The following is a 21,331-nucleotide window of genomic DNA, read 5'->3' on the forward strand; positions in this document are numbered from 1 at the left end:
ACGGCGTTTGGAGCGAACAGCCGTTGGCAATCGGCGCCAATCTGCCCCATATGCGCCGTGCCCGGACGCAAGCCGGCGCAGCAGGAGCCAAGTGCATGTCAGAATACGACTACGACCTCTTCACCATCGGTGCAGGATCGGGCGGCGTGCGCGCCAGCCGGATCGCGGCGGCGCACGGCGCGCGCGTGGCGGTGGCCGAGGAGTATCGGGTCGGCGGCACCTGCGTGATCCGGGGCTGCGTGCCCAAGAAGATGCTAGTCTACGGCGCGCACTTCGCTGAGGATCTGGAAGATGCCCGCCATTTCGGCTGGGACATTCCGGAATGCCATTTCGACTGGATCAAGCTGCGCGACAATGTGCTGGGCGACGTCGACCGCCTCAACGGAATCTACACGCAGACCCTGGAGAACAACAAGGTCGAGATCTTCCACGAACGCGCCACGATCACCGGTCCGCACGAAATCACCCTGGCCAGCGGCGAGAAGAAGACCGCGAAAATCATCCTTATCGCCACCGGCGCCCGTCCGCTGATCCCGTCCTGCCCGGGCCACGAGCACGGCATTACCTCGAACGAGGCCTTCCACCTCGACGCCTTGCCCAAGCGCATCCTGATTGCGGGCGCCGGGTACATTGCCAACGAGTTCGCGGGCATCTTCCACCAGTTCGGCTCGAAGGTGACGCTGATCAACCGCTCGGACCAGTTGCTGCGCGGCTACGACGAGTCGATGCGTGACCGCCTGCTCCAGATATCGCTGACCAAGGGGATCGATTTCCGCTTCAACGCCGACTTCCGCGGGATCGAGAAGAATGCCGATGGCTCGCTGACTGTCGCGATGACCAACCACGAGCCGCTCGAGGTCGATTGCGTTCTTTTCGCCACCGGCCGCGTGCCCAATGTCGAAGGTCTGGGCCTGGAGAACGTCGGCGTGGAACTCGACGAGAAGAACGCGGTTCGGGTCGACGAATATTCGAAGACCAACGTCGATCACATCTACGCCGTGGGCGACGTGACCAACCGCGTCCAGCTGACCCCGGTGGCGATCCGCGAAGGCCATGCCTTTGCCGACACCGTGTTCGGCGGCAAGCCGACGACCCTCGACTACGGTTGCATTCCCTCCGCCGTGTTCAGCCATCCGCCGATCGGCGCGGTGGGCCTGACCGAGGCTCAGGCGCGTCAGAAGCTCGGCTCGGTGGAGATCTACACCAGCGACTTCCGCCCGATGAAGAACGTGCTCGCACAGCGCAACGAGCGCTCGCTCTACAAGATGGTTTGCGAGGGCACGACCGGGAAAGTGGTGGGCCTGCACATGATCGGCCCCGATGCGCCGGAGATCATCCAGGCGGCGGCGATCGCGGTGAAGGCGGGCCTGACCAAGGCCGACTTCGACGCCACCGTGGCCGTGCATCCCACGATGTCGGAAGAACTCGTCCTGATGAAGTAGGGCGGGCTGCTTCCCAGGTTCGACGCAAAAAAAAGGCGTCGCTGCCGTTCTGGCGGCGACGCCTTTTTCCGTGGCGACGCCGGCGCACGATAGCGCAGCTGCGCCGCGCTGGCGATCTAACCCCCATCAAACTCATCGGTGGGGCGAAATTCGCGCGAACCTGATCTTTCTGTCATTTAACCGATCGATTAAAACTATTGACCTCCCCCTCCCAACCTGCCTAGCAGGGGCAATAATTCGTGCCGTCAAGGTCACTTGCCAAGGGAACCCGGATGTCCGCCAATATCGCCGAAATGGAGAAGCGCCGCGCCGCTGCGAAGCTGGGCGGGGGGGAGAAGCGGATCGACGCGCAGCATGCCAAGGGCAAGCTTACCGCGCGCGAACGTCTCGACATCCTGCTCGATGAAGACAGCTTCGAGGAGTTCGATCTCTACGTCGAGCATGACTGCACCGACTTCGGCATGGAAAGCCAGAAGATCCCCGGCGACGGCGTGGTCACCGGATCGGGCACGATCAACGGCCGCCTCGTCTTCGTGTTCAGCCAGGACTTCACCGTGTTCGGCGGCTCGCTCTCGCACCGCCACGCGCAGAAGATCTGCAAGCTGATGGACAATGCGATGAAGGTCGGCGCGCCCGTCATCGGCCTCAACGACTCCGGCGGTGCCCGCATCCAGGAAGGCGTGGCATCGCTCGGCGGCTATGCCGAAGTGTTCCAGCGCAATGTGCTCGCCTCGGGCGTGGTGCCGCAGCTATCGCTGATCATGGGCCCCTGTGCGGGCGGCGCGGTCTATTCACCGGCGATGACGGACTTCATCTTCATGGTGAAGGATAGCTCCTACATGTTCGTCACCGGGCCGGACGTGGTGAAGACCGTCACCAACGAAGTCGTCACCCAGGAGGAACTGGGCGGCGCGGTGACGCATTCCAGCAAGACCTCGGTGTCAGACCTGGCGCTGGAGAACGATATCGAGGCGTTGCTGGCGGCGCGCGATTTCTTCGATTTCCTGCCGCTGAGCAACCGCGAGGACGTGCCCGAACGGCCCTGCGCCGATCCGTGGGACCGCGCCGAGGAAAGCCTCGACACCGTTATCCCGCCCTCGGCCAACCAGCCTTACGACATGCACGAGGTGATCCGGAAGACGCTCGACGAGGGCGACTTCTTCGAGGTCCAGCCGCTCCATGCCGGCAACATCATCGTCGGTTTCGGCCGGATCGAGGGCAAGACCGTGGGCGTCGTCGCCAACCAGCCGATGGTGCTGGCGGGCGTGCTGGACATCAACTCGTCAAAGAAGGCCGCGCGTTTCGTGCGCTTCTGCGATGCCTTCAATATCCCGATCATCACCTTCGTGGACGTTCCGGGCTTCCTGCCGGGCACCGACCAGGAGCACAACGGCATCATCAAGCACGGCGCCAAGCTGCTGTTCGCCTATGCCGAGGCGACCGTGCCGAAGATCACCGTGATCACCCGCAAGGCCTATGGCGGCGCCTACGACGTCATGGCCTCCAAGCACTTGCGCGGCGATCTCAACTACGCCTGGCCTACCGCCGAAATTGCGGTGATGGGCGCCAAGGGCGCGGTGGAGATCATCTTCCGCGGCCTCTCCCCCGAAGGCATTGCCGAGAAGACCAAGGAATACGAAGACCGCTTCGCCAACCCCTTCGTGGCGGCGAGCCGGGGCTATATCGACGAGGTTATCTACCCGCATTCGACTCGCAAGCGCATCGCTTTGGGCCTGCGCAAGCTGCGGACCAAGAGCCTCGAAAATCCGTGGAAGAAGCACGACAACATTCCGTTGTGATGGCGTCACGGATTGCGAGCCTTCTCTTTTAGAGAGTTCCGCAATCCCCGACAGGTCGCGAAGACGGCCTTTATCGAGAAATGAAGTTGGGAAGTCAGGTCATGGAAGACATCTACATCGTCAGCGGCGTGCGCACGGCAGTCGGTGATTTCGGCGGCTCGCTGAAGTCGTTCATGCCTTCCGATCTCGGCGGCAAAGTCGTCACCGAGGCGCTGGCCCGCGCGGGCGTTGCTCCAGAGGACGTCGGCCATATCGTCATCGGTCAGGTCATGCCCACCAGCGCCAAGGACGAAATGCTCAGCCGCGTGATCGGCATCAATGCCGGCGTGCCGTTCGAAGTGCCTTCGTTGACGCTCAACCGCCTGTGCGGATCGGGCGTGCAGGCGATCGTGTCTGCCGCGCAGATGATGAAGCTGGGCGAGGCGGGGATCACCGTCGCGGGCGGCGCGGAATCGATGTCGAACGTGCCCTACCACGACCACGGCGTGCGCTGGGGCAAGAAGATGGGCGCGAACACGCAGGAAGACGCGCTGACCGTCGGCCTGTCGGATGCCATCGGCGGCTACCACATGGGCATCACGGCGGAGAACGTGGCTGAGCGCCACTGCGTCACCCGTGAGGACATGGATGCGCTTTCCGCGACCAGCCACCAGCGCGCCGCGCGCGCTATCGCGGAAGGCCGTTTCAAGGACCAGATCCTCCCCATCGAGGTGAAGACGCGCAAGGGCGTCACCATCTTCGATACCGACGAGCACGTTCGCGCCGATACCACGGCGGAGACGCTGGCCGGCATGAAGCCTGCCTTCAAGAAGGACGGCACGGTCACGGCGGGCAACGCTTCCGGCATCAACGACGGCGCCGCCGCCGTGGTCCTGGCGACCGCGTCCGAGGTCGATAAGCGCGGCCTTAAGCCGATGGCGAAGATCCTCGCCTGGGGCCATGCGGGTGTCGAGCCTGCCTACATGGGCGAAGGCCCGATGAAGGCAGTGCCGGTGGCGCTGGAGCGTGCGGGGCTTTCGCTCAACCAGATCGACGTGATCGAGAGCAACGAAGCTTTCGCCGCGCAGGCGGCGGCGGTGTCGAAGGTGCTCGGCTTCGATCCCGAGAAAGTGAATCCCAATGGCTCGGGCGTTTCCATCGGTCATCCGGTCGGCGCCACCGGCACGATGCTTGCCATCAAGTGCATGTATGAGTTGAAGCGCACCAGCGGGAAGTATGGCCTCGTCACCATGTGCATCGGCGGCGGGCAGGGCATCGCCCTCGTGCTCGAGAATGTAGCGTGAAGCTCGGTCGTCTCAACCATATCGGCATCGCGACGCCCGATCTCGACGCTTCGATCGCGTTCTATCGCGATGTGATGGGCGCAACCGATATTACCGAGCCGTTCGTGCTGGAAAGCCAGCAGGTTCGCGTCTGCTTCGTCAATACGCCCGGAGAAGAGGGCACGGCCGGAACGCAGATCGAATTGCTCCAGCCGACTGCGGCGGACTCGGCTGTGGGCAAGTGGCTGGAGAAGAACCCGCTCGGGGGGCAGCATCACATCTGCTACGAAGTGCCGGACATTCACGCCGCCAAAACTTGGTTCGAGGGGCTGGGCAAGCGCGTGCTGGGTGAGCCGCGCATGGGCGCGCACGGAACGCTGATCTTCTTCGTCCACCCCAGGGACATGGGCGGCCAGCTCACCGAGATCATGGAAACGCCCAAGGGTGCCCACTGAGTTTCAAGCTCGTCCCGGACCTGATCCGGGACCGCTGGCCGTGAACGGCCCACCTCGCGGCAGGGCGCTCTTCTGACAGCGTCCGCCTAAAGACAGACACCGGTCCCGGATCAAGTCCAGGACGACGATGCAGGAAGCCGAAGATGGCAGACATCAACGACTGGAAGGCCGCCGCCGAGAAGGAGGTCAAGGGCAAGGACCTGACCTGGAACACGCCCGAGGGTATTGCGGTAAAGCCGCTCTACACCGCCGAGGACGTGACCGTCGATCCGGGCCTTCCCGGTTTCGCGCCGTTCACGCGCGGCGTGCGCGCATCGATGTATGCCGGTCGTCCCTGGACCATCCGCCAGTACGCGGGCTTCTCCACGGCCGAGGAATCGAACGCCTTCTATCGCCGCAACCTTGCGGCGGGCCAGAAGGGGCTGTCGGTCGCCTTCGACCTTGCCACCCATCGCGGCTATGACAGCGACCATCCGCGCGTCGTGGGTGACGTGGGCAAGGCCGGCGTCGCCATCGATTCCGTCGAGGATATGAAGATCCTGTTCGACGGCATTCCGCTCGACAAGATGTCCGTTTCCATGACGATGAACGGCGCGGTGATCCCGATCCTGGCCTTCTTCATCGTTGCCGGTGAAGAGCAGGGCGTCGACCGCAAGCTGCTCGACGGGACCATCCAGAACGACATCCTCAAGGAGTTCATGGTCCGCAACACCTACATCTACCCGCCCGAGCCTTCGATGCGGATCATCTCGGACATCTTCGGCTACACCAGCCGCGAGATGCCGAAGTTCAACTCGATCTCGATTTCCGGCTACCACATGCAGGAAGCCGGGGCGACGCAGGTGCAGGAACTGGCCTTCACCATCGCCGACGGCGCGGAGTACGTGAAGTACGGCGTCGCATCGGGCCTCGACATCGACAAGTTCGCAGGGCGCCTCTCGTTCTTCTTCGCCATCGGCATGAACTTCTTCATGGAAGTGGCCAAGCTGCGCGCCGCGCGCGTGCTGTGGCACCGGGTGATGACGCAGCTTGGCGCCAAGGACGAGCGGTCGAAGATGCTGCGCACCCACTGCCAGACTTCGGGCGTGAGCTTGCAGGAGCAGGACCCCTACAACAACGTGATCCGCACCACGATCGAGGCCATGGCCTCGATGCTGGGCGGCACCCAGTCGCTGCACACCAATGCGCTGGACGAGGCGATCGCGCTGCCCACCGATTTCTCGGCCCGCATCGCCCGCAACACCCAGATCATCATCCAGGAAGAGACCGGCATGTGCAATGTCGTCGATCCGCTGGGTGGGTCGTATTATATTGAATCGCTGACGCAGCAGCTGGTCGATCAGGCCTGGGAGATCATCGAGCGCGTGCAGGCAGAGGGCGGCATGGCCAAGGCCGTTGCCGCCGGCTGGCCCAAGGCGATGATCGAAACCGCCGCCGCCGCCCGTCAGGCGCGCGTCGACCGCGGCGACGACGTGATCGTCGGCGTCAACAAGTACCGCCTCGCCAGCGAAGACCTGCTGGAGACGCTGGAAGTCGACAACGCCAAGGTCCGCGAAGGCCAGATCGCCCGCATCAACAAGATGAAGGCGGAGCGTGACGAGGCGGCTTGCCAGGCTGCGCTCAAGGCCCTGCGCGATGGCGCTGCCGCGCCTGCCAGCATCGAGAACAACCTGCTCGCTCTCGCCGTGGAGTGCGCCCGCGCCCGCGCCACGCTGGGCGAGATCAGCTCGGCCATGGAAGACAGCTTCCAGCGCTACGGCACCCAGCCGACCCCGGTAAAGGGCGTCTACGCCGCGCCTTACGAGGGCGACAGCCGCTGGCAACAGGTGCTGGACGGTGTGGCTGCGGTGGAGCGCCGTCTCGGCCGCAAGCCCAAGGTGCTGGTCGCCAAGATGGGCCAGGACGGCCACGATCGCGGCGCCAACGTCATCGCCTCCGCCTTCGGGGACATGGGCTTCGATGTCGTGTCGGGTCCGCTGTTCCAGACTCCGGAAGAAACCGTGGTGCTCGCTCTCGACAGCGCGGTCGACGTGGTCGGCGCATCCAGCCTTGCCGCCGGGCACAAGACCCTGATTCCCGAACTGATCCAGAAACTGCGCGAAGCCGGTCGCGGCGACATCAAGGTCATCGCGGGCGGCGTTATCCCGCCGCAGGACTACGAATATCTGCGTAACGCCGGTGTTCAGGGCATCTACGGCCCCGGCAGCAACGTCGTCGAATGTGCCGCCGACGTCCTGCGCCTGCTCGGCCACAACATGCCGCCGCTCGGTTCTTCGCTGGAAGCGGCGGAATAAGGATGGCCACGCTGGATCGACGCCGCGCTTGCCCCTATGACCGGGGTTTGGCCGCGCCTGATCCCGCGCGCACCGCCTGAGGAATGACTATGACCGAGACCCCCGCCATCAGCCCCCGCACCGACTGGACCCGCGAGGAAATCGCGGCCCTGTTCGACCTGCCGTTCACCGAACTGGTGTTCCGCGCAGCCGAAGTGCACCGCGCCAGCCACCCGCACAACGAAGTGCAGCTTTCCACGCTGCTCTCGATCAAGACCGGCGGCTGCGTGGAAGACTGCGGCTATTGCTCGCAGTCGGTTTCGGCGAACAGCGGCGTCAAGGCGACCAAGCTGATGGAAGTGCAGCAGGTGCTCCAGCGCGCGGCGCAGGCGGCGGACCAGGGCTCGACCCGCTTCTGCATGGGCGCCGCCTGGCGCAACCCCAAGGACCGCGACATGCCCGCCATCATCGAGATGGTGAAGGGCGTGCGCGCGATGGGCATGGAAACCTGCATGACTCTGGGCATGCTGACCCCCGAGCAGGCCGACATGCTCTCTGACGCAGGGCTCGACTACTACAACCACAACATCGATACCTCGCCCGAGCGTTACGATCAGGTGATCACCACGCGCACGATGGATGACCGGCTTGACACGCTGTCGAACGTGCGCATGGCGGGGATCAACGTCTGCTCGGGCGGCATCGTCGGCATGGGCGAGACGCGCGCGGATCGCGTGGGCTTCGTCCACACGCTGGCGACGCTGCCCGATCACCCGCAGTCGGTGCCGGTCAACGCGCTCGTTCCGGTGAAGGGCACCGTGCTCGGCGACATGCTGGCAGATACGCCGCTTGCGAAGATCGACGACGTGGAATTCGTGCGCACCGTGGCGGTCGCGCGCATCACCATGCCGCTGTCGATGGTGCGCCTTTCGGCAGGCCGCGAATCGATGTCGGAAATGACGCAGGCGATGTGCTTCATGGCCGGCGCCAACTCGATCTTCACGGGCGACAAGCTGCTCACGGCGCCGAACTCGGGCGACGACAACGATGCAGCGATGTTCGCTCGCCTCGGCATCAAGCCGATGGCGATCGAACTGACCGAGGCTCAGGTCGAGGCGCAGCGGATGCCGAAGGGCTGTGCAAAGCTGGAAGCGGCGGAATAGATGTAAACCGGACGCGGCCTGCGAGGTCGGCGGCGGAATTTGAAAGGGACGGGTTTGTTCAAGAAAATCCTCATCGCAAACCGGGGCGAGATCGCCTGTCGTGTGATCAAGACCGCGCGGCGTATGGGCATCCAGACGGTGGCCGTCTATTCCGATGCCGACGCCCGCGCGCCGTTCGTGCAGATGGCCGATGAGGCGGTGCACATCGGCCCCGCGCCCGCTGCGCAGAGCTACCTGATCGCCGACAAGATCATCCAGGCCTGCAAGCAGACCGGGGCCGAGGCCGTCCATCCGGGCTACGGCTTCCTTTCCGAGCGCACCTCCTTCGCCGAGGCGCTGGCCGCAGAGGGGATCGAGTTCATCGGGCCCCCGGTGGGCGCGATTGCCGCGATGGGGGACAAGATCGAGTCCAAGAAGCTGGCCAAGCAGGCGGGCGTCAACGTCGTCCCCGGCTTCGTCGGTGAAATCGAGGACACCGAGCACGCGGTGCGCATCTCGAACGAGATCGGCTATCCGGTGATGATGAAGGCCTCCGCGGGCGGCGGCGGCAAGGGCATGCGTCTGGCCTACGACGAAAAGGACGTGCGCGAGGGCTTCGAGAGCGTGAAGCGTGAGGGCCTCAATTCCTTCGGCGACGACCGCGTCTTCATCGAGAAGTTCATCCTCAATCCGCGCCACATCGAGATCCAGATCCTCGGCGACAAGCACGGCAATATCCTCTACCTGAACGAGCGCGAATGCTCGATCCAGCGCCGCCACCAGAAGGTGGTCGAGGAAGCACCGTCGCCCTTCGTCACCGAGAAGATGCGCAAGGCCATGGGCGAGCAGTGCGTCGCTCTGTCGCGGGCGGTGGGTTACTACTCGGCGGGTACGGTGGAACTGATCGTCTCGGGCGCGGACCCGACGGGCGAGAGCTTCTACTTCCTCGAAATGAACACGCGCCTTCAGGTCGAGCACCCGGTTACCGAAGCGATCACCGGCGTCGATCTGGTGGAGCAGATGATCCGCGTCGCCGCCGGCGAAAAGCTGGAGATGACGCAGGCCGACGTGAAGATCGACGGCTGGGCCATCGAAAACCGCGTCTATGCCGAAGACCCTTATCGCGGTTTCCTGCCGTCGACGGGGCGTCTGGTGCGCTACAATCCACCGGTCGATGGCTGGACCGACGATGGCGAGGAGAACGGGCGCCGGGGCGTGGACGGCATCCGCGTCGATGACGGCGTGTACGAGGGCGGCGAAGTCTCGATGTTCTACGACCCGATGATCGCCAAGCTGATCACCTGGGGCGAGACCCGCGACGAGGCGGCGGACAAGCAGGTTGCCGCGCTCGACCGGTTCGAGATCGAGGGCCTTGGCCACAACATCGACTTCGTCTCGGCCATCATGCAGCACCCGCGCTTCCGCTCGGGCGAGTTGACCACCGGCTTCATCGCCGAAGAGTATCCCGAAGGCTTCACCGGCGCGCCCGCGCCCGAGGACCTGAAGGGCAAGCTGGCCGCCGTCGCCGCCTTCGTCGCCACTGCGCGGGCTGACCGTGCACGCCGCGTGGAGGGACAACTGGCACCGCATCGCCTTGCACCGCCCTCGGAGTGGACCGTCACCATCGACAAGGCCGCCTATGAAGTCGTGATCGACGACGAGGACGTCACGGTGAACGGCGTAGAGGTTGAACTGGCGATGGAATATACGCCTGGCGATCGCCTGATCGAAGCCGAGATCGACGGAGAAAGTATTGCCGTTCGCGTGGCGCTCACGCGCACCGGCCTGAAGATGACCACGCGCGGCGCGATCCACGATGTGCGGATCCTGCCTACCCGCGTGGCGTCGCTGGCCAGCCATATGATCGAGAAGATCCCGCCGGATCTTTCCAAGTTCCTGATCTGTCCGATGCCGGGCCTGCTCGTCGCGCTCCATGTGGGCGAGGGCGACAAGGTCGAGGCGGGTCAGCCGCTCGCCGTGGTCGAGGCCATGAAGATGGAAAACATCCTGCGCGCCGAAAAGTCGGGCGTGGTGAAGGCGGTCAATGCCAAGGCGGGCGAAAGCCTCGCGGTGGACGCCGTCATCCTTGAAATGGAATAAATGCATCGGGATCACGACCCCGCCGCGCCGGCGGCCGAGCAAGTCAGCTTCGACGACTTCCTGAAAGTGGACATCCGCGTCGGCACCATCGTCGCCGCGGAAGTCTACGAGGGAGCGCGCAAGCCGAGCCTTAAATTGCGAATCGATTTCGGCCCCGGCATCGGTGAGCGCAAGAGCGTGGGGCAGGTCGCCGCGCTCTATACGCCCGAGGAACTGATCGGACCGCAGGTGGCGGCGGTCGTGAACTTTCCTGCGCGCCAGATCGGCAAAGCCCTGTCCGAGGCGCTGACGCTCGGCTTCGCGGACGAGGAGGGGCGGGTGGTCCTTTTCGCACCCGACAGCCGCGTTCCCGACGGTTCGAGGTTGTTCTGATGACAGGTTTCGCCGCGCTGCTGGCCGTAGCGGAAGAGATCGAGGGCGGTTTCGCCTTCGACATCGCCCAGGACTGGCTACAGGGCCGCACCGCTTACGGCGGGCTGACTTCGGCACTGACACTCGCGGCTGCGCAGCGGGTCGATCCCGAATTACCGCCGCTGCGGTCGGGCCAGTTCGCGATGATTGCGCCTCTGGCCGGTCGCGTGGAAGCCCGGGCGCGGGTCGTGCGCAAGGGGCGAAATGCCACATGGGTCTCAGCAGAACTGTCGGACGGGAAGGGTGTGGGCTTCACCGCCAGTTTCGTTTTCATGCGCCGGATCGAGAGCGCGGCGGATATCGCCGGCTATCCGATGCCGGAGGGCGTGGTGCTGCCCGCCGAGGCCAGGCCGGTGCCGATGGAGCAGGCGCCGGCGTTCCTTCGCGAAAACTTCGATGCTCGTTTCGGCCTGCCGAAGTCTGCCTCGGAAAAGGCGGATCTGTGCTGGTGGGTGCGGCTTCGGCAGCGCGAGGGGCTCGATCCGGCGCTGGAGGCGGTGCTGGTAGGTGATGCCTTGCCGACGGCGGTGCTGCCGCTTGTCAATTTCAAGGTGCCGATCAGTTCGATGCACTGGCACGTCAACATGCTGGAACCGGCGCCGACGACCGAGGATGGCTGGTGGCTTTTACGGTCCACCAGCGAATTCGCCCGGGGCGGCGGTGCCAGCGAGCACATCCTTCAATGGAATGCCTCGGGTGCGCCGGTGATCGCGGGGATGCAGTCAGTGGCCGTGTTCGGCTGAAGGATTTTTCGCCGCCCCGGCAGCCGGGGCGGCGTATTTCGAAATCAGCTTTCGACGATGTTCCCCGCCAGCGTCTTGCCCAGCGCGATCTTGAATGCGGCGAAGGCGATCAGGCCCACGGCCGCCGAGGCGACGTGGAGCAGCCAGAACGATACGGTGTCCATCGAGGAATACCAGCCGCCCACCTCGCCCACGACCTTGTTGGCGCCGAAGAAGGCCAGGTAGTAGATGCCCACCACCGTCGCGTTGAGGGCGCGCGGGGCGACCTTGGTGAACAGGGCCAGGCTGACCGGCATGATGTGCGCGAAGCCGATCGAGTTGAACAAGTGGAACATCACCGGCCAGAACAGGCCGATCTTGGCATCGCCGGCGGTGGCCGCCGCGATCACCAGGCACATGCCGCCCATCATGCTGAAGACCGAACCGATGATCATCTTGCCCAATTCGTCGGGTTCGCGGCCGGTGCGGTTCGCGAACCATTTCCAGAACGCCGCGACTACGACCAGCATCGAGAAGCTGAGCGTGGCATCGACAGTGATCATCCAACTGGTCGGCAGAGTGTCGCCGAAGAAAGTGAGCTGGAACTTCGCGTCCGCCCAGACGAGGTAGGCGTTGAAGATCTCCTGGTTGCTCATCATGGCGACGGCCAGCACCGGCACCAGCACGGCGAGCGCGCCGAGACGCGGCCAATCGGAGCGGGTCAGACGCACCTTGGGAGCCTTCTCGCCCTTGGGCGCGCGGTTGTCGGCGGGGAGCCAGTGTCCGGCCTTGAGGTAGATGATCAGGCCCAGGACCATGACCACGCCTGCCGTGCCGAAGCCATAGTGCCAGCCTACTTTCTCGCCCAGCGTGCCGGCGACCAAAGGTGCGGCGATGACCGAGACGTTGATGGCGATGTAGAAAATCTGGAACGCCATGGCACGGCGCAAGTCGCCGGGCTTGTAGAGTTCGCCCACCTGGCTGGCGATGTTGCCCTTGAACAGGCCGACGCCCACCACCAGCGAGATCAGCGCAAAGAGGAACAGTCCCTCGAACGCCATGAGGAAGTGGCCCAGCGACATGATGACGGCCCCCGCGATCAGCGTGGCCTTGCGGCCGAGCCAGCGGTCCGCGACGATGCCGCCGAGGATCGGGGTCAGGTAGACGAGCGAGGTGTAGTCGCCGAAGATCGCCGAGGCGAGCGGTTGGCCTTCAAGACCTGCATAGTGCCAGCCGCGCAACCATGAAAGACCTGCAACTTTGCCGATGTTTTCAGGCAGAAGCAGGTACTTGACCATGTAGAGCACCAGCAGCGTCTGCATGGAATAATAGGAGAACCGCTCGCAGCCCTCCACTATGGAGAGATAGCCCAGGCCTTTGGGATGGCCGAGGAATGCGCGGTCGTTCCGCTCGAGATCCTCGGGGAGATCGAGCTGGGGCGTGGCTTCTGAAAGTGTCATGGCGTCAGGTGCGACCCGGTACTTTAGTTATCCGAGCGCGCAGCATAGTGACCGGTCACGGAAATGTCACGCGGAGGGCGGGCGATCCTGAAGGATGTTCGGCAAGTGCTTTACCCGGAAACGGAAAAGGCGACAGACCGATCGACCTGTCGCCTTCCCGTACGCCCCCGGACCCCTGTGAAGGTTGTGCGATTGGCGTCAGGTTCCCGCGAGGGGAACAGGAAGAAAACGTGGGGAAGCGATGGGTCGTTGCAGGTTATGACGCGGGAGAAGCACGGTGCGTCGAGATTTTGGAGCGTTTTGACAAGCCGATGCCGCTATTTCGTCACGTCGTTTCCGTAAGCGCAACCTGCGGCGATGGCGGCGTCTTGCGGCCAAGTCAGCCCCGCGCCAGTTCCTCGTCCAGGAATTCAGCCACGTCTTCCAGCGAGACCTGCTTGTCCAGATAGGTCTGGCCGATCCCCCTGAGCAGCAGGAAGGGCAGAGTGCCGCCGTCCATCTTCTTGTCGTGCAGCATGTGCTCGACCAGGCGGGCGCCGTCGCAGTCCAGATCGAGAGCCTTGAGGCTGGCGGGCAGGCCGATCTCGCCGATATGGCGCGCGATGTGCTCGGCGCTGGCGCGGGGCATCAGTTCGCGGCGGGCGGAGTAGCGCGCGGCTATGACCATGCCGAGGGCGACGGCCTCGCCGTGGAGCAGGCGGGTGGAGAAGCCGGTCTCGGCCTCCAGCGCGTGGCCGAAAGTGTGCCCGAGGTTGAGGAGGGCGCGCTTGCCGGTGGTCTCGAACTCGTCTTCCGCGACGATCCGCGCCTTGCTGGCCACCGAGTGGGCGACGGCATATTCGCGCAGCTGGCTGTCGCCCGCGAGCATGGCGGCGGCATTGGTGTCGCACCACGCGAAGAAGTCGGCGTCGTCGATGAGGCCGTACTTCACCACTTCGGCATAGCCTGCGAGCAGATCGCGCTCCGGCAGGGTTTCCAGCGCGGAAAGGTCCGCCAGCACCAGCGAGGGCTGGTGGAAGGCGCCCACGAGGTTCTTGCCGGCGGGCGTATTGATCGCGGTCTTGCCGCCGACGCTCGAATCGACCTGGGCGAGCAGGGTGGTCGGCACCTGGATGAACTTGCAGCCGCGCTTGAGCACCGAGGCGCAGAAGCCGGTGAGATCGCCGATGACGCCGCCGCCGAGAGCGATGATGTGGTCACCGCGCTCGACTTCCAGCGAGAGCAGCCAGTTCACCGTCGCGGCCAGTTCGTCCCACGACTTGGTGGCCTCGCCCGGCGGGAGGATGCGCCAGTGCGGTTCGTGGCCGTTGTCCCGCAGGCTGGCCTCGACCACGGCACCCCAGGCGGCGTGGACATTGCTGTCGGTGATGATCGGCACGCCGCGCTTGCGCAGCCGCCCCCGGCACTGCGGCACCAGTTCGGCGAGCAGCCCGGCACCCACCCGTACTTCGTAAGGACGGCCGGCAATATCGACGGGGATTACAGCCATTGCGAAATTCCCTGAAGGACGTTGTTGATCGTCTGAACGTGCGGCCCGCTGTGGCTCATGACGTGGATCGGGGCCAGCGAATAGTGTGGGCGGCGGTCCTCGCGCAGCCGCGTGAGAATCTCGCGGGGGTCACCGCCTTGCAGCAGCGGGCGATTGTCCTTGCGCGCCGTGCGCTCGACCAGAGTGTCCACCTCGCTGTCGAGCCAGACGGTGATCGCCTTGTCCAGGATCAGCTTGCGGGTCACTTCGTTGCAGAACGCGCCGCCGCCGGTGGCAATCACGCAGGACTTCACTCCGGCATCGATCAGGCGGGAGATCACCCGGCGCTCGCCGTCGCGGAAATAGGCCTCGCCGTAAGTCTCGAAGATTTCGGGAATCGACATCTGCGCGGAGCGTTCGATCTCTTCGTCGGCATCGACGAAAGGACAGTCGAGCAGCGCGGCCAGGCGCTTGCCCACGCTCGACTTGCCCACGCCCATCATTCCGACCAGCACGATGGGGCGATCGATGCGCCGCGCGAGAGCGGCAATTTCCTGCGCGGAAAACCGGGTCTGTTGAACGTCCATTGCTCCTTCGCCTATAGATGGGCTAGGTCGCAGCGCAAGCATCGGTGAAGGAAGGCGAGTGACGATACAAAGACGCAGGCGCAAGTTCTCGGGCGTGACTGCCGTTTCCATCGTCGCTCCGGTGGCCTTGCTCGGGCTGGTACTGCTGGGAGCCTGGGCCTGGACCGACGGCGGTCGCACGCCGGTCGGCGATATCGTACAGCCGATTCCCGTGCCGGAGCTGCCGCAATGAAACCACGCATGAGGAGCTGGCACCTCCTGATCGGCGTGTCGCTGGCCCTGACTTCGGCCTGGGCGGTCGCGCAGGATGCGCCCGAATCGCTTCTGCCGAAAATGTTCGATGAGCCTCCCGCAAGGGCGACGCCAAGCGCGGCCCCTGCGTCGCCGGCCTCGACCGGTCGCCCGGCCGCGAACGCTTCGAGCGCGCCGCGCGCGGTCTCGACGCCGGTGATCCAGGCCTTGCCCACCGAGCCCGCGCCCTTCATCCCTGCCGAAGCCTTCGTGACGACCGATGCGGACGGCAAAAGCACGCTGACGCGCATGCCGACGCTCGAAGAACTGCAGGGCATGTCGCCCGAAGCGTTCGAGCAGTTGCTGACCGACAAGCTCAATCTCGACATGCCGGCGGGCGCGCGTCGTTCGATGGAGCAGGTGGGCCTCGTCGATGAGAGCGAGGGCGGCCTGGCCGCGACTTCGCTCTCCGCGCAGAACCCCTATCTGGTGCAGACCGCCCTTGCCGCCAATCGCGGTGCGCTGATATCGCGCTGGGGGCATATCCTGCTGCGCCGTGCACTGGCCTCGCGGCTGGATGCGCCGCCGGGGATGAGTCCCCAGCAGTTCATCGCCCTGCGCGTGGGCCTGCTCATCCGCATGGGCGAGACGGATGCCGCTCGCGCGGTGCTGCAAGGGCTGGACATCTCCAACTTCACGCCCGGCATTACGCGCCAGGCCTTCGACATCTACCAGCGCACCGCCGATTTCACCGGCATGTGCCCGGTCCTCTCCATCCAGGGCCTGCAGGCGGACAACGCGGAGTGGAGCGCGGCGCAGTCGATCTGCGACGCATTCCGCGGGAGCGGCGCGGCAGCGCTGTCGCGGCTGGAGCGCGCCCGCGTGAGCGGGAAGATGCCGCGTATCGATGCGCTGCTCGCGCAGAAATATGCAGGCGCTGCAGGACGTTCGCGCAAGGCCGTGACCATCGAGTGGGACGGCGTCGATACGATGACGCCCTGGCGTTACGGCCTCGCCATCGGCGTCGGCCTCGCTCCGCCGGACAGCGCCATGGCGGGCGCGGGTCCGATGTACGACTACGTCACGGCGCTGGCGCCGATGGTGGGGCTGGAGCGCCGCGCCGCCGCTGCCGATCGCGCCGCCGCCAGCGGGATCATTTCCAATGCGGCGATGGTCGATCTCTACGCCCAGGTCTATGCCGATCCGGATGTGAGCGGAGACTGGCAGAAGCGCGCGGAAGCCCTGCGCGATGCCTATACGCTGGACGCCCCGGCCGCGCGCCTCTCGGCGATGCAGAGCCTCTGGACCGGAACCGGCGGCGGGGAAGCATCTTATGCGCGTCAGGTGCTGACGGCCGCCGCTGCCGCGCGCGTGGCGCCGAGCAAGGATCTGGAAGCCGATGCACCGGCGCTTATCGCGTCCATGCTGTCGGCGGGATACGACACCAATGCGCTGGCCTGGTCCTCGATCGTGCCGTCCGGAAGTGCGGGCTGGGGCCTGCTGACCCTGGCCGCGCCGGGCCGCATCCGTGCCGTCGATACCTCTGCCGTCGACACGTATTACGGTGCCGACGAGAGCCGCAACAAGCGCAGAAGCGCCTTCCTGGTGGCAGGCCTCGCCGGGCTGGAGCGCATCGACCAGGGCGCGGCGTCGCGCTACTCGAACGATTGGGGCATGCAACTGGACAGCGCCACGCACTTCACCAAGGCGATCGACGCGGCGGCGACGGCCGGTGACGCGGCCAGTGTCGCCCTGCTGGCGGGGCTTGGCATGCAGGGCAGCAGTTGGCAGCGGATGACGCCGCGCTATCTCTACCACATCGTTTCGGCCCTGCGCACCGTCGGCCTCGAAGCCGAGGCGCGGATGATCGCGGCGGAAGCGGTCACGCGGGCCTGATCGGGCGTGGCGGGGGGAGCGGCAGGCGCAAGCCACGCCGAGCGGTTCCTGGCGATGCTGGCGGCCGAACGCGGCGCAGCGGCCAATACCTTGGCGGCCTATCGCCGCGATCTCGCCGCCGCCGAGGAAGCGCTTGGTGATCTCGCGGCAGCCGATGGCGATTCGCTGGCGGCTCTCGGCGATGCCTGGAGCGGGCTGGCGGCTTCCAGTCTCGCCCGGCGCTGCTCGGCGCTCCGGCAATTTTTCGGCTTCCTGGTGGACGAAGGCCTGCGCAGCGACGATCCCTCCGCCGCCCTGCCGCGCCCCCGCACGCAGCGCCCCTTGCCGCGCCTGCTGTCGCATGACGAAGTGGAGCGGTTCCTCGTCACCGCCGAGGCCGAGGCGGCGGGTGAGCGCTCCGACGCGGTGCGGCTGCTGACGCTCTTGGAACTGCTCTACGGTTCGGGCCTGCGCGCGACCGAACTGGTGTCGCTGCCGCTCGCGGCGGTGCCGCGCGATGCGCCTTTCCTGCATGTGACCGGCAAGGGCGGCCAACAGCGCATGGTGCCGGTGAGCGGCCGTGCCCGCGCGGTGCTGTCACGCTGGCTGGCGGTGCGGCGAGGCAACTCGAAATTCCTGTTTCCCTCCAGCGGGGAGAGCGGCCACTTGACCAGAGTGCGCCTGTTCCAGCTCCTGCGCGGGCTTGCCGTGCGGGCCGGGATCGATCCGACGCGGGTGTCGCCGCATGTGCTGCGCCATGCCTTCGCGACGCACCTGCTGGAAGGCGGAGCGGACTTGCGCGTGCTGCAGATGCTGCTCGGCCATGCCGACATCGCGACGACGCAGATCTACACCCATGTCGACAGTGCCCGGCTGGTCGCTCTGGTGAATGCCCGCCATCCACTGGCGGGGGCCTGATCCAGGGCGATCTAGGCCTGGGAACAACGCCATTTCCGCTCCGTTGCATGAGCGGAACACAAGGAAACTACGTTGGCCAAGGGGAAAGTCATGTCCGCAGATCGATCCGTCCGAGGTATCCGGCCCTCGCGCCGCGCCGGCATCGCGGCGGCGGCAGGCTGTGTGCTGGCGGCCATGGCGCCGGCCACCACGGGGGTCGCCGCGCAGGCCTATCCGACAACCGCCAATTCCATCAGCCGCGCCGACAAGGCCGAGGGCGCCAAGGCGCATCCCGATCTGCTTGCCGAGTTCGGCGGTGCGCTGACCGGGCCGCAGGCGAGCTATGTCGAGCAAGTGGGCAAGACCATCGCCATCCAGTCGGGCCTGTCCAATGCGCGGGGCGACTTCGCGGTGACCCTGCTGAATTCGCCGGTGAACAATGCCTTCGCGATCCCCGGCGGCTATGTCTACGTGACGCGGCAACTCACCGCGCTGATGAACAACGAAGCGGAACTGGCGGGCGTGCTGGGGCACGAAGTGGGCCACGTCGCCGCGCGCCATTCGGCCAAGCGCCAGCAGGCGGCCTCGCGCAACCAGTTGCTGGGGGTGCTGGGTTCGGTGCTTTCGGGCGTCCTGTTGGGGGACAGCGCGTTTGGGCGGCTGGGGCAGCAACTCGCCTCACAGGGGTCTCAGATGCTGACGCTCAAGTATTCGCGCAGTCAGGAGTTGGAGGCCGATCGGCTGGGCATCAGCTACCTGAAGCGCGCTGGCTACGACCCGCGGGCGATGGCGACGGTGCTCGATAGCCTTGCGCGGCAGAATGCGCTGGAATCGCAGCTGCGCGGCTCGACGAATCAGGTGCCGCAATGGGCTTCGACTCACCCCGATCCCGCCTCGCGCGTGCGGGATGCGCAGGCTCAGGCCGGGTCGGGGCAGTCTGGATCGGGACAGGTCGGCATGACGAACCGCGACGTGTTCCTCACCCGAATCGACGGGCTGGTCTATGGCGACGACCCGAAACAGGGGATCATCGACGGCAATCGCTTTACGCACCCAGATCTGCGTCTGGCGTTCCAGGCGCCCGAGGGCTTCTACCTCGTCAACGGGACGCAGGCGGTTTCGATCAACGGCGATTCGGGCAAGGCGCAGTTCTCCGGCGGTGCCTTGGGTACGGGGCTCGACGCCTATATCCAGACGGTGTTCGCCAGCCTGACGCAATCGGGTCAGGCGCGGATCGTGCCTTCCCGCATCGAGCGTGCCGAAGTGAACGGCCTCGCGGCGGCTTACGGCGTGGCGCAAGTTCAGGCATCGAGCGGTCCGGTGGACGTGGCGGTGTTCGCCTACGACTTCGGCGGCGGCAAGGCCTATCACTTCCTGACGATCACACGCGTCGGCGGGGCAGGGGCCTTCAACGGCATGTTCAAGAGCATGCGCCGGATCAGTGCGGGCGAGGCCGGTCAGGTGAAGCCGCGCCGGCTCTCGGTGGTGACTGTAAAGGCTGGCGACACCGTGCAGTCGCTGGCGGGGCGAATGGCCTATACGGATGCGGCGGTGGAGCGGTTCCTGGTGCTCAACGGGCTGGAGAGCGGCGCACGGTTGGTGCCGGGGCAGAAGGTGAAGCTGGTGGTGTATTGAGGCCGTTTAAGCGCCTAATGTTCCGAAGTTCCCATGTCTTGTATGAGGCGTCTGTCTGGACACGGAATCCTGGTCCTACACGCGTCATCCTGAACTTGTTTCAGGGATCCATTTCGGACCATCGACGACGGTTCGTTCGGCAAGATTGATCCTGAAACGAGTTCAGGGTGACGTTGTTTATGGGTTATATTTGCAGGCAGATCCTGTCTGTATCGCACATATGAAAAGAGCGGCAGGTTCCCTTGCCGCTCTTTGTCGTACACCGGAGTGTCCGGCGATTACTGGACTGCCGTTCCAGCGGTCTTCGAAGCGTTGTTGCCTTCCGTGACCTTTGCCGACGTCGTGGCGAAGGTCGTCTTCAGGTTCGAACCCAGGCCCTGCATGGCGGCAATGGCAGCAACGGCGATGAGGGCGGCGATCAGGCCGTATTCGATAGCGGTGGCGCCCTGTTCGTTGCGGCGCAGCTTGGCGAGAAACTTCATCTGGTGTCTCCTGAATGAAAGCAATCTTGTGTACCCGGTCCGCCCCGCCCCCCGTTCAACCGGTCAGGCACTCGCTTCGGCGCTTTGGACAGGTTTCGATCTAGAGGCGAAGTATTGAAAAAAACTTAAGCGCCAAAGATCATTACTGACCGGAGATCGCATTCTCTGACTTATCGGAAATCATATCCCATATCGAAACAGTCTCGGATGCCAGGCTATTCAGCGCCACCAGCATAGCCAACACCACCAGCGCGAGGATGAGGCCATACTCGATTGCCGTCGCGCCGGATTTATCTTCGAAGATGTTGGATTTGATCGATGATAGCTTCATGAATACTTGAGACTCCGTCGATCCTGACCGAAATACACGAATCAGCGTTAAAGAGTCCCTAAAGGAGGGCCTTTCCCTGGAAAATTCTCTTACACCTCTGCTCGTCGTCGCCGTCGCCCTGCTAGGTGAGAATGGCTTGGTGCTGATGGCCCAGCGGCCTCATGCGGCGATGCATGGCGGTCTCTGGGAATTCCCGGGCGGCAAGGTCGAGCCCGGAGAAACGCCGGAAGGCGCGGCCGTGCGTGAACTGGCCGAAGAACTCGGCGTCGCGATCGATCCCGGTGCGTTGATCCCGGTGGGCTTTGCCAGCGGGCCGGGCAGCACACTGCCAGAAGGAAGGGGCGGCCGCGCGATCGTCATCCTGCTCTATGCCTGCCGCAATTGGCAGGGCGAGCCGCAGGCGCACGAGGCCGAGGCGCTTGGCTGGTATGAACCCGATGCGGTGCACACGCTGGCGATGCCGCCGCTCGATTACCCGCTCGCGAAGAAGTTATGCACATTCTTGGAGGCGAACGCGATATAGGCGTTGACGGCAGGGCGAACCGCTCCTATTGGCGCCTCTCCAACGCGCCCGTAGCTCAGCTGGATAGAGCATCAGACTACGAATCTGAGGGTCGGACGTTCGAATCGTTCCGGGCGCGCCATTCTCCTTCGGGGGTCTGGTCTTTGGTTGGAGAATGACATTTGCGCCCGTAGCTCAGCTGGATAGAGCATCAGACTACGAATCTGAGGGTCGGACGTTCGAATCGTTCCGGGCGC

At 65.0% G+C, this 21,331-nt stretch carries 19 protein-coding genes and 2 tRNA genes; 16 read left to right on the forward strand and 5 right to left on the reverse strand.

Features of this window, described 5'->3' with window-relative positions:
• Positions 1-95: 95 nt before the first annotated feature.
• The 9 genes from gor (at position 96) to L284_RS46500 (ending at position 11,627) form a co-directional block, all read left to right on the forward strand.
• Positions 96-1,442 carry a glutathione-disulfide reductase gene (gor, locus tag L284_RS46460; protein ID WP_031343314.1) on the forward strand — a complete coding sequence of 449 codons (1,347 nt, stop codon included), beginning with the start codon at positions 96-98 and terminating at the stop codon, positions 1,440-1,442.
• A 272-nt stretch (positions 1,443-1,714) separates the two neighbouring features.
• Positions 1,715-3,241 carry an acyl-CoA carboxylase subunit beta gene (locus L284_RS46465; RefSeq protein WP_021236297.1) on the forward strand — a complete coding sequence of 509 codons (1,527 nt, stop codon included), beginning with the start codon at positions 1,715-1,717 and terminating at the stop codon, positions 3,239-3,241.
• A gap of 101 nt (positions 3,242-3,342) precedes the next feature.
• Complete coding sequence (gene bktB, locus L284_RS46470) at positions 3,343-4,524, forward strand: beta-ketothiolase BktB (RefSeq protein WP_031343315.1); 1,182 nt, start codon at positions 3,343-3,345, stop codon at positions 4,522-4,524.
• Positions 4,521-4,958: a methylmalonyl-CoA epimerase gene (gene mce, locus L284_RS46475; RefSeq protein WP_021236299.1), complete on the forward strand. Its 438-nt coding sequence runs from the start codon at positions 4,521-4,523 to the stop codon at positions 4,956-4,958. Before bktB ends, mce begins: the two co-directional genes overlap by 4 nt.
• 143 nt (positions 4,959-5,101) lie before the next feature.
• Positions 5,102-7,252, forward strand: coding sequence for a methylmalonyl-CoA mutase (gene scpA, locus L284_RS46480; RefSeq protein WP_021236300.1), 2,151 nt, complete (start codon positions 5,102-5,104; stop codon positions 7,250-7,252).
• A gap of 89 nt (positions 7,253-7,341) precedes the next feature.
• Entirely contained in the window at positions 7,342-8,394 is a 1,053-nt protein-coding gene (gene bioB / locus L284_RS46485) for a biotin synthase BioB (RefSeq protein WP_021236301.1), read from the forward strand.
• A 54-nt stretch (positions 8,395-8,448) separates the two neighbouring features.
• The gene (locus L284_RS46490; RefSeq protein ID WP_021236302.1) at positions 8,449-10,473 is read left to right on the forward strand and encodes an ATP-binding protein; all 2,025 of its coding nucleotides are present in this window, start codon (positions 8,449-8,451) and stop codon (positions 10,471-10,473) included.
• Positions 10,474-10,845 (forward strand): tRNA-binding protein, encoded by a 372-nt coding sequence (locus L284_RS46495; RefSeq protein ID WP_021236303.1) that lies wholly within the window; start codon positions 10,474-10,476, stop codon positions 10,843-10,845.
• Positions 10,845-11,627 (forward strand): thioesterase family protein, encoded by a 783-nt coding sequence (locus tag L284_RS46500; RefSeq protein ID WP_021236304.1) that lies wholly within the window; start codon positions 10,845-10,847, stop codon positions 11,625-11,627. Before L284_RS46495 ends, L284_RS46500 begins: the two co-directional genes overlap by 1 nt.
• 44 nt (positions 11,628-11,671) lie before the next feature.
• Here L284_RS46500 and L284_RS46505 read toward each other — a convergent pair whose 3' ends face one another.
• The 3 genes from L284_RS46505 to L284_RS46515 form a co-directional block, all read right to left on the reverse strand.
• Positions 11,672-13,066 (reverse strand): peptide MFS transporter, encoded by a 1,395-nt coding sequence (locus L284_RS46505; RefSeq protein ID WP_021236305.1) that lies wholly within the window; start codon positions 13,064-13,066, stop codon positions 11,672-11,674.
• Positions 13,067-13,445: 379 nt separating this feature from the next.
• Positions 13,446-14,555 (reverse strand): 3-dehydroquinate synthase, encoded by a 1,110-nt coding sequence (aroB, locus tag L284_RS46510; RefSeq protein WP_021236306.1) that lies wholly within the window; start codon positions 14,553-14,555, stop codon positions 13,446-13,448.
• Positions 14,546-15,121: a shikimate kinase gene (locus tag L284_RS46515; protein WP_021236307.1), complete on the reverse strand. Its 576-nt coding sequence runs from the start codon at positions 15,119-15,121 to the stop codon at positions 14,546-14,548. The genes aroB and L284_RS46515 overlap by 10 nt, the downstream gene beginning before the upstream one ends.
• Positions 15,122-15,179: 58 nt before the next feature.
• Here L284_RS46515 and L284_RS48330 point away from each other — a divergent pair, with 58 nt between their 5' ends.
• From L284_RS48330 to L284_RS46530, 4 genes are all read left to right on the forward strand, one after another.
• Positions 15,180-15,353, forward strand: a complete 174-nt coding sequence (locus tag L284_RS48330) for a hypothetical protein (RefSeq protein WP_160172165.1) — start codon at positions 15,180-15,182, stop codon at positions 15,351-15,353.
• An 8-nt stretch (positions 15,354-15,361) separates the two neighbouring features.
• On the forward strand, positions 15,362-17,248 hold the full coding sequence (locus tag L284_RS46520) for a hypothetical protein (RefSeq protein WP_021236309.1): 1,887 nt from the start codon (positions 15,362-15,364) through the stop codon (positions 17,246-17,248).
• Positions 17,249-17,254: 6 nt separating this feature from the next.
• Positions 17,255-18,145 (forward strand): tyrosine recombinase, encoded by an 891-nt coding sequence (locus L284_RS46525; protein WP_021236310.1) that lies wholly within the window; start codon positions 17,255-17,257, stop codon positions 18,143-18,145.
• A gap of 90 nt (positions 18,146-18,235) precedes the next feature.
• Complete coding sequence (locus tag L284_RS46530) at positions 18,236-19,759, forward strand: M48 family metalloprotease (RefSeq protein ID WP_021236311.1); 1,524 nt, start codon at positions 18,236-18,238, stop codon at positions 19,757-19,759.
• Between the two features lie 278 nt (positions 19,760-20,037).
• Here L284_RS46530 and L284_RS46535 read toward each other — a convergent pair whose 3' ends face one another.
• Both L284_RS46535 and L284_RS46540 read right to left on the reverse strand, forming a co-directional pair.
• A complete protein-coding gene (locus L284_RS46535; RefSeq protein WP_021236312.1) occupies positions 20,038-20,241 on the reverse strand; it encodes a Flp family type IVb pilin in 204 nt (67 codons plus the stop codon).
• A gap of 142 nt (positions 20,242-20,383) precedes the next feature.
• Positions 20,384-20,572, reverse strand: a complete 189-nt coding sequence (locus tag L284_RS46540; RefSeq protein ID WP_021236313.1) for a Flp family type IVb pilin — start codon at positions 20,570-20,572, stop codon at positions 20,384-20,386.
• 97 nt (positions 20,573-20,669) lie between these two features.
• On the opposite strand from L284_RS46540, the gene L284_RS46545 reads away from it, so the two are divergent.
• The 3 genes from L284_RS46545 (at position 20,670) to L284_RS46555 (ending at position 21,331) form a co-directional block, all read left to right on the forward strand.
• Entirely contained in the window at positions 20,670-21,095 is a 426-nt protein-coding gene (locus L284_RS46545) for a (deoxy)nucleoside triphosphate pyrophosphohydrolase (RefSeq protein WP_031343317.1), read from the forward strand.
• A 44-nt stretch (positions 21,096-21,139) separates the two neighbouring features.
• Positions 21,140-21,216, forward strand: a tRNA-Arg gene (locus tag L284_RS46550).
• Positions 21,217-21,258: 42 nt separating this feature from the next.
• Positions 21,259-21,331 (forward strand) — tRNA-Arg (locus tag L284_RS46555).

The sequence above is a fragment of the Novosphingobium lindaniclasticum LE124 genome (genome assembly GCF_000445125.1).
Classification (GTDB): Bacteria; Pseudomonadota; Alphaproteobacteria; order Sphingomonadales; family Sphingomonadaceae; genus Novosphingobium; species Novosphingobium lindaniclasticum.